General features: G+C 70.7%; 15 protein-coding genes and 1 pseudogene. 10 read left to right on the top strand and 6 right to left on the bottom strand.

Annotated features, from left to right (window positions below; genetic code table 11):
• The coding region (locus VGL30_RS07640; RefSeq protein WP_331538490.1) for a 2-isopropylmalate synthase at positions 1-868 on the bottom strand (868 nt) is incomplete at its 3' end.
• Positions 869-1,130: 262 nt separating this feature from the next.
• Positions 1,131-1,847 (bottom strand): TVP38/TMEM64 family protein, encoded by a 717-nt coding sequence (locus VGL30_RS07635; protein WP_331538487.1) that lies wholly within the window; start codon positions 1,845-1,847, stop codon positions 1,131-1,133.
• Between the two features lie 117 nt (positions 1,848-1,964).
• Here VGL30_RS07635 and VGL30_RS07630 point away from each other — a divergent pair, with 117 nt between their 5' ends.
• Positions 1,965-3,167, top strand: coding sequence for a pyridoxal phosphate-dependent aminotransferase (locus VGL30_RS07630; RefSeq protein WP_331538485.1), 1,203 nt, complete (start codon positions 1,965-1,967; stop codon positions 3,165-3,167).
• A gap of 72 nt (positions 3,168-3,239) precedes the next feature.
• On the opposite strand, the gene VGL30_RS07625 is transcribed toward VGL30_RS07630, so the two are convergent.
• Positions 3,240-3,476, bottom strand: coding sequence for a DUF2171 domain-containing protein (locus VGL30_RS07625; RefSeq protein ID WP_331538482.1), 237 nt, complete (start codon positions 3,474-3,476; stop codon positions 3,240-3,242).
• 118 nt (positions 3,477-3,594) lie between these two features.
• Between VGL30_RS07625 and VGL30_RS07620 the strand changes: the two genes are divergently transcribed.
• The 4 genes and pseudogenes from VGL30_RS07620 to VGL30_RS07605 all read left to right on the top strand — a co-directional run bounded on the left by VGL30_RS07620 (position 3,595) and on the right by VGL30_RS07605 (position 4,933).
• Entirely contained in the window at positions 3,595-4,194 is a 600-nt protein-coding gene (locus tag VGL30_RS07620; protein WP_331538480.1) for a glutathione S-transferase family protein, read from the top strand.
• Positions 4,194-4,406, top strand: coding sequence for a DUF4169 family protein (locus tag VGL30_RS07615; protein WP_331538478.1), 213 nt, complete (start codon positions 4,194-4,196; stop codon positions 4,404-4,406). Before VGL30_RS07620 ends, VGL30_RS07615 begins: the two co-directional genes overlap by 1 nt.
• Positions 4,348-4,659, top strand: a pseudogene (locus VGL30_RS07610) (DUF559 domain-containing protein); the annotation flags it as partial. The gene VGL30_RS07615 and the pseudogene VGL30_RS07610, both read left to right, overlap by 59 nt.
• 61 nt (positions 4,660-4,720) lie before the next feature.
• A complete protein-coding gene (locus VGL30_RS07605) occupies positions 4,721-4,933 on the top strand; it encodes a ribbon-helix-helix domain-containing protein (RefSeq protein ID WP_331538476.1) in 213 nt (70 codons plus the stop codon).
• On the opposite strand, the gene VGL30_RS07600 is transcribed toward VGL30_RS07605, so the two are convergent.
• A complete protein-coding gene (locus VGL30_RS07600) occupies positions 4,930-5,055 on the bottom strand; it encodes a hypothetical protein (RefSeq protein ID WP_331538474.1) in 126 nt (41 codons plus the stop codon). The genes VGL30_RS07605 and VGL30_RS07600 overlap by 4 nt on opposite strands.
• A gap of 23 nt (positions 5,056-5,078) precedes the next feature.
• On the bottom strand, positions 5,079-5,291 hold the full coding sequence (locus tag VGL30_RS07595; protein WP_331538472.1) for a hypothetical protein: 213 nt from the start codon (positions 5,289-5,291) through the stop codon (positions 5,079-5,081).
• A gap of 119 nt (positions 5,292-5,410) precedes the next feature.
• Between VGL30_RS07595 and VGL30_RS07590 the strand changes: the two genes are divergently transcribed.
• Positions 5,411-7,747, top strand: coding sequence for an ATP-dependent helicase (locus VGL30_RS07590; RefSeq protein ID WP_331538470.1), 2,337 nt, complete (start codon positions 5,411-5,413; stop codon positions 7,745-7,747).
• A gap of 784 nt (positions 7,748-8,531) precedes the next feature.
• Here VGL30_RS07590 and VGL30_RS07585 read toward each other — a convergent pair.
• Positions 8,532-8,951 (bottom strand): DUF7662 domain-containing protein, encoded by a 420-nt coding sequence (locus VGL30_RS07585; protein WP_331538468.1) that lies wholly within the window; start codon positions 8,949-8,951, stop codon positions 8,532-8,534.
• Positions 8,952-9,240: 289 nt separating this feature from the next.
• Here VGL30_RS07585 and VGL30_RS07580 point away from each other — a divergent pair, with 289 nt between their 5' ends.
• The 4 genes from VGL30_RS07580 to VGL30_RS07565 all read left to right on the top strand — a co-directional run.
• Positions 9,241-9,666: a hypothetical protein gene (locus VGL30_RS07580; RefSeq protein WP_331538466.1), complete on the top strand. Its 426-nt coding sequence runs from the start codon at positions 9,241-9,243 to the stop codon at positions 9,664-9,666.
• A gap of 42 nt (positions 9,667-9,708) precedes the next feature.
• The gene (locus VGL30_RS07575; RefSeq protein WP_331538464.1) at positions 9,709-10,575 is read left to right on the top strand and encodes a 50S ribosomal protein L11 methyltransferase; all 867 of its coding nucleotides are present in this window, start codon (positions 9,709-9,711) and stop codon (positions 10,573-10,575) included.
• Between the two features lie 102 nt (positions 10,576-10,677).
• Positions 10,678-11,127, top strand: coding sequence for a hypothetical protein (locus VGL30_RS07570; RefSeq protein WP_331538461.1), 450 nt, complete (start codon positions 10,678-10,680; stop codon positions 11,125-11,127).
• A 105-nt stretch (positions 11,128-11,232) separates the two neighbouring features.
• The coding region (locus VGL30_RS07565; protein ID WP_331538459.1) for a M24B family metallopeptidase at positions 11,233-12,769 on the top strand (1,537 nt) is incomplete at its 3' end.

Here is a 12,769-nt window from a genome sequence, read left to right as displayed (position 1 = left end):
CCAGCTTGGAGGCGCGATTGAGAAGCGTGGTGTTGATATTGGTAGCGAAGGGCATGATGTCCTTCCGCACCTTCAGCGCCATTACGATCTCTTCCAGCGCGGCGTTGCCGGCCCGCTCACCGAGTCCGTTGATTGCGCATTCGACCTGCCGGGCGCCGCCCTGGATGCCGGCCAGGCTGTTGGCGACCGCCAGCCCCAGGTCGTTGTGGCAGTGGGTGGAAAACAGTACGCTGTCGGCGCCCTCCACGGTCGAGATCATGTCCTGGAACAGGGCCGCGTATTCCGAGGGATAGGTGTAGCCCACCGTGTCGGGCAGGTTGATCGTCCTGGCGCCGGCGCGAATGGCGGCCTCGATCGCCCGGCGCAGGAAAGCCGGCTCGCTGCGGGTCGCGTCCTCGGCCGACCATTCGATGTCGTCGCACAGGTTTCGGGCATGGCCGACCGAGCGGGTGATCGCTTCCAGCACCACCTCGGGCTCCATCTGCAGCTTATGCTTCATGTGCAATTCGCTGGTCGCGATGACAATGTGGATGCGCCCTCGTTTGGCAGGGCGGATCGCCTCGGCGCAGCGGTCGATATCCATGGCGTTGGCGCGGCAGAGGCCGGCCACCGTGCTCTCCGTCACGATCCTCGAAACCTCGCGCACGGCCTCGAAGTCGCCGTTGGAGGCGATGGGGAAACCGGCCTCGATGACATCGACCTTCATTTCCTCGAGGATCTTGGCGAGTTCCAGCTTCTCGTCGTGCGACATCGAGGCGCCGGGCGACTGCTCGCCGTCGCGCATGGTGGTGTCGAAGACGATGACGCGGTCCCACGCGGGCGCGGCGGGAGTGGTGGCGGAATCGGAATCGGGATTGGGGGTGGTCATGGCCTGTCTCTTCGCGGAGAGGTTTTTAGGGGGGTCGGGCGGTCAGGTCATCCCCTGCGCGCCCGGCCGCGAAGAGTGCGCAGCCTAGAGAGGCGCCCAGGGGCGGCTAAGCCGCAGGCTAAGAAGCAGGCTGGGAGCGGAGGCGCGCATGCCGCCCCCATAGCGAAATCCCCTCTCCGGCGCAAGATAATTGCGCAACTCCGGGCGGCGTCCCTCGCAGGCGCAAGGATCTTCCGGGCAGAGGCGCCGACGCGACGGCGTCTCAGTCCGCCCCGTCCCTGGCGCTTTCCCGCGCCTTCAGCCATCGCCGGGCGAACCAGCCCGTCACCAGCCAGGCGGCCAGCACCAGGACCAGCCACAGCGCGTCCCGGCCTCCCCGCCCCTTCATCACCTGCACGATCGAGGCGCCGGCGAAGGCGGTGAGCGCGATCTTCGGCACGATCCCCACCGCCGTGCCGGCGGCGAAATCGACCACCCGCATGGGCGTCACGCCGGCGGCCATGTTGACTACGATGAACGGCGCCGAGGGCGCCAGGCGTACGATCAGGCTGGCCAGGAAGCCGTTGCGGCCGACGAGGTCCATGAACTTGCGCACGCCCTCGCCGGAAAACCGCTCCAGGGTGCGCGCGCCGGCCGCCCGGCCCAGGTAGAAGCCCACCAGGGAGGAGACCATGGTCCCGACCCAGCTGTAGGCGAAGCCGGTGATCGGCCCGAACGCCACCACGGCGGCGGCGATCAGCATGAACTGCGGCACGCCCAGGAAGGCCAGGCCTGCGAAGGCCGCCACCGCCGCCGGCAGGGCGGCCGGTCCCCGCACCGCGTCCAGCCAGCCCTCGACCGTGGTCTCGCCGTTGAAGCCCAGCACCTGGGCCCCGAACAGGAACACCAGGCCGACGCCGCCGAACAGCACGAACGACACCGCCAGCGAACGCCAGGCCTTCGCGTCCATGTTGGTGATGAAGTCCAGGACCCGGCGCATGCGGCTGGTTCGCCCAAGGGCGGCCACGGGTCAAGGCGGCCGCCGCGGGTTTTCCTGCGGCGCAGCATCGGCTACACCCGCGCCCGTTCCTTGCAACCTCGACCGGGAGTTCCCGCCATGTCGCTCGAATCCGCCGCGCTCGCCCGCGTGAAGCCCTCCGCCACCCTGGCGGCGGACGCGAAAGCGCGCGAACTGCGGGCGCAGGGGCGCGACGTGATTTCGATGGCCGCGGGCGAGCCCGACTTCGACACCCCGGAGAACATCAAGGAAGCGGCCGTCAAGGCGATCCGCGACGGCAAGACCAAGTACACCAACGTCGACGGCATCCCGGAACTGAAGGAGGCGATCGTCGCCAAGTTCCAGCGCGAGAACGGGCTGAGCTACAAGACCAGCCAGGTGAACGTCTCGCCCGGCGGCAAGCCGGTGATCTGGAACGCCATGCTGGCGACCCTGAACCCCGGCGACGAGGTGGTGATCCCGACGCCCTACTGGGTCAGCTACTGGGACATCGTGTTGCTGGCGGGAGGCGCGCCCGTGGCGGTCCCGACCACGGCCGAGCGCGGCTTCAAGCTGCAGCCGGCGGACCTGGAAGCGGCGATCACGCCGAAGACGCGCTGGGTGTTCCTGAACTCGCCGTCCAACCCCTCGGGCGCGGCCTATACGCGCGCCGAGCTCAGGGCGGTGGCCGACGTGCTGCTGCGCCATCCGCACGTCTGGATCCTGACCGACGACATGTACGAGCACCTGGTGTTCGGCGACTTCGAGTTCTCGACCATCGCCCAGGTGGAGCCGGCGCTCTACGGCCGCACGCTGACCATGAACGGGGTCTCCAAGGCCTATGCCATGACCGGCTGGCGGATCGGCTACGCCGCAGGCCCCGAGCCGCTGATCAAGCTGATGGGCAAGGTGATGAGCCAGACCACCTCCAACCCCTGCTCCATCTCGCAGTGGGCGGCGGTGGAGGCCCTGAGCGGCACGCAGGAATTCATCAAGCCCAACGCCAAGCTGTTCGAGGGCCGGCGCGACCTGGTGGTCTCGATGCTGAACCAGGCGAACGGTATCCGCTGCCCGACCCCGGAAGGGGCCTTCTACGTCTATCCCTCCTGCGAGGCGCTGATCGGCAAGACCGCCCCCAGCGGCAGGGTGATCGGAACCGATTCCGACTTCGCCGTCGAGTTGCTGGAGAGCGAGGGCGTGGCGGTGGTGTTCGGCGCGGCCTTCGGCCTCGCCCCGTTCTTCCGCATCAGCTACGCCACCTCCAACGCCGCCATTGAGGAAGCCTGCACGCGCATCCAGCGGTTCTGCGCGGCGGTGAAATAGGCCCCGGCCGCCGCCGCGGTCGGCGGCGGCCGGGGTGAAGCCTGGCGGCCTCGCGAACCGGGGCCGGCAGGCTTAGTGCTTCTCGCGCCAAGCGGCCTTGGCGGCGTCCTTGGTCAGGTTGAGGCGCACCTCGTCGGTGTCGACGTAATCGACCCAGCTCAGCGGGATCATGTGGTGCTTCAGGCCCGCGCCCAGGTCGAGCTTGGTCAGTTCGATCTCATCGCCGCGCACACGGTCGACGCGGCCCACGTGGCGACCGTCGGATCCCACGACGTCCATGTGCTCGCTGATTTGAGAGGCTTCGGTCATCATTCTGCTCCTTGACTGGACGTGAACTCTCCAAACGGGTGAAACGCGGACAGGTTCAGCACCTTGTCGGCGAGTTTTGTTCCTGTATTGTTCCGGATCGCCTTTCGGAGACGCGCCCATGCTGACGCTCTTTCACGCCCCCCGCTCCCGCTCGACGCGCATCCTCTGGCTGCTGGAGGAGCTCGGCCGGCCGTTCCAGGTGGAATATGTGGGCATCGCCCGCGGTGACGGGACCGCCCAGGCCGGTCCGCGCAGCCCGCACCCCGACGGCAAGGTCCCGGCCCTGGTGGACGAGGAGACGCTGGTCACCGAGAGCTCGGCCATCGTGCTCTACCTGACCGACGCCTATCCGGGCGCGGGGCTGGGGCCGCAGGTGGGCGAACCGGACCGGGGCGCCTACCTCACCTGGCTCGCCTATTCCGCCGGGGTGATCGAGCCCGCCCTCTACGCCGTGGCCCGCGGCCAGGCGCAGGCGGCCGGGGAGGCCGCGAGGGTGGCCTGGGGCGACCCGAAGAACATGGAGCGGCGGCTGGCCGACATCCTGGCCGCGCACGCTTACGTGCTCGGCGAGGCCTTCACCGGCGCCGACATCCTGGTGGGCAGCGCCATCCAGTTCGCCCGCGCGCTGCTGCCCGGCCATCCGCAGTTCGACGCCTATCTGGAACGGCTGACCGCCCGGCCCGCCTTCCAGCGCGCCATGGCCCGGGACGACGGCTGATGGCCGAGCCGATCAACCTCAACAAGGCCCGCAAGGCCCGCGCCAAGGGCGAAGCGCAATCGGCCGCCGCCGCCAACCGCGCCAGGTTCGGCCGCACCAAGGCGGAAAAGGCGGCGGAGCAGCTGAAGCGCGAAGCGGCGCGCAAGCTGCTCGATGGGGCGCAGCTTGCGCACCCCTCTTCCCCCGCCTCTTCGGGAGGAGAGGATAGGTGAGGGGGCGTCGACGCCGCGCGGTGAGCTTCAGGAGAAATCTGAGGAAGGCCGATCCGCCGCAACCGCGCCTGCGGCGCGGCCCCTCAACCATCCTCTCCCCGCAAGCGGGGCGAAGGGTGACGCGCTGCGACCTTCCGAGATCATGCGCGAACGCGCGCGTAAATTACGGCGGGAAGCGACAGATGCGGAACGCCGGCTCTGGAACGCCCTGCGCGACCGCAGGCCGGGCGGCTGGAAGTGGCGACGGCCGGTCGCCGTCCTTCGCTTCGGGCGGGGCGCTTGCCACGTCGGCGCGGCCGGACCAGAACGGCGCCATGCCTGGCCTGCGCAAACGCTCCCTCCTGCTCGCCGGCCACGCCACCTCGGTGGCGCTGGAGCCGGAGTTCTGGGCGGTGCTGGAGGCGCGCGCGGCCGCGGAAGGCCTCAGCCTGGCGGCGCTGATGACCGCCATCGACACGGGGCGCGGGGGCCGGCCGCTGGCTTCGGCCTGCCGGCTGGCCGCGCTGGCGTTCGCGCAGGGCGGCTAAAGCCCGCCGCGGCTCATCAATTTCAGGACGACGAGGAAGGCGATCACCGCCAAGGCGCCCAGCAGGCCCCACAGCAGCGCGGGCGCCGGCTGGCGCGGCGGCGGCGGTGGACAGTCTGACATCGGGCGCCTGTTCGGGCTGAAGGTTACTTGGGCGTCGGAATCGGCGGCGGGGGGAGCCTCGGCGTATCGGGCAGCGAGGGCGCCCTCGGCAGGTTGAGATTGAGCGCGACCGGCCTGGCCGCAAGCGGCCCGAGGCCTGTGTACACCGTCAGGACCGCGACAGCGGCCATTGCGGCCAGCGCCCCGAGCACGAAGGCCAGCCAGGGCGGCATCCGCCCCTCCATGCGCTGCGCCATAGCGGGTCTCCTTCGATATTTCGCGAAGACCCTGGCGAAACGGCGCCGTCGCGCAGGGGTTCCGGAGGATCCGCCGAACGGGACTTAAGCGCGCGGCCGCCCGTGCTACATATGTTCCGATGCCTGTCCCCGATTCATCCCCCCTCCCCGCCCGCGTCAGCGACCTGGCCCGCGTGCGCGGCCCCGACTACCTGGAGGGGCTGAACCCCGAGCAGCGGGCGGCGGTGGAGGCGACGGAGGGGCCGATCCTGGTGCTGGCCGGGGCCGGCACAGGGAAGACGCGGGTGCTGACCACGCGGCTGGCGCACCTGCTGGCCACCGGCAAGGCCAGGCCCTGGGAGCTGCTGGCCGTCACCTTCACCAACAAGGCCGCACGCGAGATGCGCGAGCGGATCGCGGGCGTCATCGGGGCGCAGGCGGAGGGGCTGCGCTGGCTGGGCACCTTCCACTCGATCGCCGCCCAGGTCCTGCGCCGGCACGCCGAGCTGGTGGGGCTGAAGTCCAGCTACACGATCCTCGACACCGACGACCAGGAACGGCTGGTCAAGCAGGTGCTGGAGGCGGAGAACGTCGACGTCAAGCGCTGGACGCCCAAGCATCTGGCCGGCCTGATCGACCAGTGGAAGAACCGCGGCTGGACGCCGGACCGCGTGCCGCCGCCCGAGGGGGCGCACTTCGCCAACAACCGCGGCCAGGCGCTCTATCGCCTCTATCAGGAGCGGTTGCGGGTGCTGAACGCCTGCGACTTCGGCGACCTCCTTTTGCACAACATCACCCTGTTCACCTCGCAGCCGGACGTGCTGGCCGAGTACCACGACAAGTTCCGCTACCTGCTGGTGGACGAGTACCAGGACACCAACGTCGCCCAGTACCTGTGGCTGCGGCTGTTGGCGCAGAAGCGGCGGAACGTCTGTTGCGTCGGCGACGACGACCAGTCGATCTACGGCTGGCGCGGGGCGGAGGTGGACAACATCCTGCGCTTCGAGCGCGACTTCCCAGGGGCCCAGGTGATCCGGCTGGAGCGCAACTACCGCTCCACCAGCCATATCCTGGCGGCCGCCTCCGGCCTGATCGCCGCCAACAAGGGCCGGCTGGGCAAGACCCTGTGGACCGAGGCCGAGGGCGGCGAGAAGGTGGTGGTCCGCGGGGTGTGGGACGGCGAGGCCGAGAGCCGGCTGATCGCCGACGAGATCGAGCGGGCCAGGAAGGGCGGGACCGAGAAGGACCCGCGCCGGTTCCGCGACATGGCGATCCTGGTGCGCGCCTCCTTCCAGATGCGGGCGTTCGAGGAGCGCTTCGTGATGCTGCAGATCCCCTACACGGTGGTGGGGGGGCCCAGGTTCTTCGAGCGGGCGGAAATCCGCGACGCCCACGCCTACCTCAGGCTGATCCAGTCGCCGGACGACGACCTGGCCTTCGAGCGGATCGTCAACACGCCCAAGCGGGGGATCGGCGACACCACCGTGCAGAAGCTGCTGCACCTGGGCCGCGCCAACGGCGTGTCGGCGGGGGCGGCGGCGCACGAACTGGTGCGCACCGACGAGCTGACGGCGCGGACGCGCACGGCGCTGGCCAACTTCCTGCGCGACCTGGAGCGCTGGCGGGCGGAGGCGCAGCGCATCCCGCACCAGCGGCTGATGGAGATGGTGCTGGAGGAGAGCGGCTACACCGACGCCCTGCGCCTGGACAAGACGCCCACCGCCCAGACCCGGCTGGAAAACCTCAAGGAGGTCGTGCAGTCGATGAGCGCCTTCGACAGCCTGGGGGCCTACCTCGAGCATGTCTCGCTGGTGATGGACATCGACCGGGCGGCCGGCGAGGACGCGGTGCAGATCATGACCCTGCACGCCGCCAAGGGGCTGGAGTTCCCGCTGGTGTTCCTGCCGGGCTGGGAAGAAGGGGTGTTCCCCTCCCAGCGCAGCATGGACGAGAAGGGCGAGAAGGGGCTGGAGGAGGAGCGGCGGCTGGCCTACGTGGGCATCACCCGGGCCCGCGAGGAGGCGCGGATCTCCTTCGCCGCCAACCGGCAGGTCTATGGCCGCTGGACCAGCCAGCTGCCGTCGCGGTTCGTCGACGAGCTGCCGCTGGCCAATGTGGAGGCGGCCTCCGACACCGGCTACTACGGCGGCGGGCCGGGCATGGAGCAGCACGGCTCGCGCTGGGACGAGAGCCCGACGTTCGGGGCGGGCTATTCCTCCCCCGGCTGGCGAAGGGCTCAGGCCCGCGACTACCATGGCGGCCATCCCGGCCGGCAGCCGGTGATCGAAGGCGAGGGCCGGCTGGTGGCGGTCTCCGAGCCCTCGGCGGCGTCGGGCGCCTACGCCCGCGGCGACCGGGTGTTCCACGTCAAGTTCGGCTACGGCAAGGTGACCGGCGTGGAGGGCAACAAGCTCTCCGTCGCCTTCGACAAGGCCGGCGACAAGAAGGTGATCGACAGCTTCGTGGAGAAGACGTGAGGCGGCGGGGCCCACGCCTAAACGTTATGCGATTTCCACAGGAGTGCGATCAGATACGGAGTGGCCAGGACCGACATGGCCGACAGCGCCAACCCGCAGATCCAGGCTGACGTCAGCTACAGAATTGTCGGCCTTGACGGGAGCGCTCGCCACACCGCCCAGGACAGGAGAAAATCCAAGGCGGCCAGGACGCCGAAAATACCCCAGGCGCCGATATTGGGGAACGCCAGAGGATAAGCCGGAGCGTGAGGAAAACCCGCAGCGATCCAGCTCAGTGCGCTTTGCAGGCCGGCGCAGCCGCGCGCGCCGTGGCAAAAATCCCACCCCCAAAGGCTAGGCTGCAGCGCTGCTAGGCTCAGCGCCAGCGGCGCCAGAGCATACCATCGTGGCGCAGCTTTCACCCGACCTTCACTTTCGGACCCTGATCTGGCCATTCCGCACGGTGCCGCCGTATGCATCCCGCGCCGCGCCCTTCGTCCGAGGTCATCGTCGCCCAATCTGTCCATCAAGCGATCAATCCGCGTTTTTTGCTTGGGGGATTCAGCCAGACTGGAGAACCCGCCTCGATGCCCTGCAAAGCTGGAAGATCTTCGACTTCGGCAGTGCAAGCCACCCTCCCATGCCCGCGACGTCGAAGGAGCCGTCCGCAGGCTGCTTTCGGGCCCAGTCGGAAGGTTCATCGGCCTGTCCACTCGTTTGCGTCATGCCGGGCTCCATCAGAACAAAACAGGAACACTTGTAGCGCAGCTTCAGCTGAATGGCAACCTTCGACGAATGACCGATTCTATCCCTTCTTCCGCATCACCTTGAACGCCACAGCCCCTAGCCCCGCCGCCACGGCGACGACGCCGCCCACCACCGCGGTCAGGCCCATCGCCCGGCGCAGCTTGCTCTCCGAGCCGTCGCTGACCGCCGGGTTCGGCACGGGGGTGAAGTAGCGCTCCGGCAGATCGTCCTCCAGGACGTCCTGCCGCTCGAACAGGGCCACCTGGCCGGCACGATCCACCGATTCGATGCGCCACCCGGCGTCGAGCCAGGTGCGGCAGTGGGCCTTCTCCGCGTCGTTGGCCCACCAGGCCGTGCTCTCCCGCGCCGTCTTCGGCAGGGTGAAGCCCAGCACCTGTTCCAGGTCGTCGAAGCTGGCGCGCCAGAAGGCGGCCTTGTGGCCTTGCAGGTGGTCCCTGAGCGGCTGGTACTTGGTCATCGATGAGGTCTCCGCTGGCGTGAAAAACGTCGGCGTCGGCCCGGCGTTGCGGCCGGGCCCTCCCCTTGCAGCGCATCAGCCGAAGGCGGCGCGCAACCGGTGAGTCTGCGCCGTATTGGCACAGGCGGGCGAGGATGGCGACCGAGACCTGGGGCCGACGGCGCAGGGCGCGTCGGCGCCGCTTCCCGCCCCGCGGCCGCGCAGTCGTTCGGGCGCGCAGCCGGCGGCGGCTTGAACCTTCGGCCGCCGCGCGCGCTTTGTTCGCGTGACGTCGGAAGGACGCGAGCACGTGAGACAGCTGTTCATCGGCGCCAGCGTGGCCGCGGCCCTGGGCCTGGCGGCCGGCGGGGTGCTGCGGCCCAACCTGACGCTGCAGGCCGGCTCCAGCGCGATGGCGGCCAATCCGCAGCCCCAATTCGACGACAGCGCCGCCATGACCGCCTATACCGGGCCGGCGCCCGACTACGTCGTCGGCACGGACTGGCTGCCGCGCAACGACGCCGCCATCGCCCAGGCGCTAGCCGAGGCTCCCCTGCCCGCGCCGGAACCCACCTACGAGCCGCCACCGCTCCGCCATGAGCGCGCGGAGTTCGACGCCGACGCGCGCGAGCCGGCCGCCTATCCGTCGGAGCGCGGCGACATCCTTGCCGGCCTGCACGCCGAGGCGCCGTCATCGTCGGACGACGACAGCGCGCCGCCCCTGCCGGACGTCTGAAGCCGCTCGCCTTTCCTCCCGCGCCGCAATAGAGCGGGCGGCATGACGCACGACCCCCTGCAGATCACCGCCCGCGGCCCCCGGGCGATCGCCGAGGCCGCGGCCGAGGCCATCGACGCCAACCCCGCCACCGAGCAGGCGACCTACTCTATCCTCGAGGAGGATGAGGACCGCGACCTCTGGCGGATCGACGCCTTCCCCACTACGCCGGAGGAAACCGAGGCGCTGCAGGGGCTGCTGCGCGGCTTGGCCGGGCTGAAGGTGCACGTCGAGGTGCTGGCCGACGCCGACTGGCTGGCCATGGCGCTGTCGGGCCTGCCGCCGGTGCGGGCCGGCCGGTTCTTCATCTACGGCGCCCATGACCGCGGCCTGGCGCCGTCGGGCAAGGTCAACCTGCGCATCGAGGCCGGGGCGGCGTTCGGCACCGGCCACCACGGGACGACGGTGGGCTGCCTGCTGGCCTTCGACCAGCTCCTGAAGTCGCGGCGGTTCGGCAAGGTGCTGGACGTGGGCTGCGGCACCGGCGTGCTGGCGCTGGCCGCGGCGCGCACCGGCTCGCGCACGGTGGTGGGAGTGGACATCGACCCGGTCTCCGTCCGCATCGCCCGCGAGAACGCCATCCTCAACCGGGCCCCGGCGCGGTTTGTCCACGCCTCGGGCCTGGACCACGCGGCGGTGCGGGCGGCCGGGCCCTACGACCTGGTGTTCGCCAACATCCTGGCGCCCCCGCTGGTGGCCCTGGCGCAGGACATCAAGCACGGCCTGCGGCCCGGCGGCGTGGCGATCCTCTCGGGGCTTTTGCGGGTGCAGGAGCGCCGCGTGCTGGCGGCCTACCGCTCGCGCGGCTTCGGGCTGGCGGGCCGGCTCCGGCGCGACGCCTGGTCGGCTTTGGTGCTTCGGCGACCGTAGCGTCCCCGACAGGCGCGCGCGCGGCGAAGCGGAACCGCAGCGGGAAGATGACGTTCTGAGGGCTACGGACGGCCGACGCCGTCGCAGCCCGGAGGCCCGCACATGTCCAATCCCAACGATCCCTATGTCGAGCGCACGGTGATCGAAGAGCCCGCGGTCGTGCGCCGCGAAATCGCATCCGAGCCCGCCCGCAGCACCGCCGGCTGGTGGATCGCCGCCGTGGTCGCGACGGTCGCGGTATTGGGCGCCATCTACCTCTTCAGCAACAACCGCAGCGACGCCGACCTGCAGGCCGCCCGCGACACCGGCCGCGCCGAGGCGATGGTCGACAGCGCCACGGTGAACGCCCAGCAGGTCGCGCTCTCCGCCAGCCAGGCCTCGCGCGACGCCGCCGACACCATGGCGCGCTCCAGCGCCGCAGCCGCGGAGAACGCGCGCCAGGCGGCCGCCCGGACCGCCGAGAACACGCGCGACGCCGCGGCCAACGCCGCCAGCGCCGCGACGGACGCCGGCACGCCGGCTTCCGACACCGCGCCGGAGCGCAATCCGTAGTCCCCGGCGGACCGCTTCAGGTCGCGAACGCGGGCGCAGGAAGCTGCGCCCGCGTTTTTCGCCGGCGTGATTGGCCGCCGCCGCCGCCGGCGCTACATAACCTTCATGCGCCAGACGTTCGACGAAACCACCACCCCCTCCTTCGGCCCGCAGCACGTGCCGCTGATCCGCCAGGCGATGGACCGCCAGGGCCTGGACGGCTTCCTGGTGCCGCACGAGGACGAGCATCAGAACGAGTACCTGCCGAAGGCCAACGACCGGCTGGCCTGGGCCACCGGCTTCACCGGCTCGGCCGGGGCGGCGGTGATCTTCCGCGACAAGGCGGCGATCTTCGTCGACGGCCGCTACAGCCTGCAGGTCCGCGACCAGGTGGACGGCGAGCTGTTCGAGATCCGCGACCTGGTGGACGGCGGCGTGCCGGCCTACCTGGAGACTGCGGCGGCGCAGGGCCAGGCCATCGGCTACGACCCGCGCCTGCACAGTCCGGACGGGCTGACCAAGCTGAAGTCCGCCGCCGCCAAGGCGGGCGCCGAGCTGCGTCCCGTCGCGGTCAATCCGCTGGACGAGGCCTGGGGCGCGGAGCGGCCGGCCCAGCCCGCGGCGCCGGTCGTGCCGCATCCGCTGGAGTTCTCCGGCGAGGAGTCGGCCGACAAGCGCCGGCGGGTCGGCCGGCAGATGGGAGCCGACGCCGCCGTGCTGACCGCACCCGCCTCGCTGGCCTGGCTGTTCAACATCCGCGGCGGCGACGTGATCCGCTCGCCCCTGCCGCTGGGCCAGGCGATCCTCAATTATGACGGCACGGCGCGGCTGTTCCTCGATCCGGCCAAGGCGACGCCGGAGCTGGGCGCCTGGCTCGGCGACCAGGTGACGCTGGAACGGCCCGAGGACCTGCCCCGGGCGCTGGCGGACCTGCGCGGCCGCAAGGTGCTGGTGGACCCCGGCCAGTCCTCGGCCTGGTATTTCGAGGCGCTGGCCGCCGGCGGCGCCGAGGTGGTGCGCGGCGACGACCCCTGCCTGTTGCCGCGGGCCTGCAAGAACCCGGTGGAGGTGGAGGGCGCGCGGCGCGCCCACGTCCGCGACGGGGCGGCGCTGACCCGTTTCCTGCACTGGCTGGACGGCGAGAGCCGCACGCGGGCGCTGGACGAGATCGAGGTGGTGACGCGGCTGGAGGCCTTCCGCGAAGGCACCGGGGCGCTGAAGGACCTGTCCTTCGACACCATCGCCGGGGCGGCGGGCAACGGCGCCATCGTGCACTACCGCCCGACCGAGCGGCTGAACCGCAAGGTGGAGGCCGGTTCGCTGCTGCTGGTGGATTCCGGGGCCCAGTACCTGGACGGCACCACCGACGTGACCCGCACCGTCGCCATCGGCGAGCCCACCGCGGAGATGCGCGAACGCTTCACCCTGGTGCTGAAGGGCCATCTGGCGCTGGCCCGCGTGCGCTTCCCGGCCGGCACCACCGGCTCGGCCCTGGATGCGCTCGCCCGGGTGGCGCTCTGGGCGCACGGCCTCGACTACGACCATGGCACCGGCCACGGGGTCGGCTCCTACCTGGGCGTGCACGAGGGCCCGCACCGCATCGCCAAGCTGCCGAACATGGTGGCCCTGAGGCCCGGGATGATCGTCTCCAACGAGCCGGGCT

The sequence above is a fragment of the Phenylobacterium sp. genome, assembly GCF_036502675.1.
Lineage (GTDB): Bacteria > Pseudomonadota > Alphaproteobacteria > Caulobacterales > Caulobacteraceae > Phenylobacterium.
Note: the sequence above shows the minus strand (reverse complement) of the source record. Positions and strands in the feature narration are given on the sequence as shown.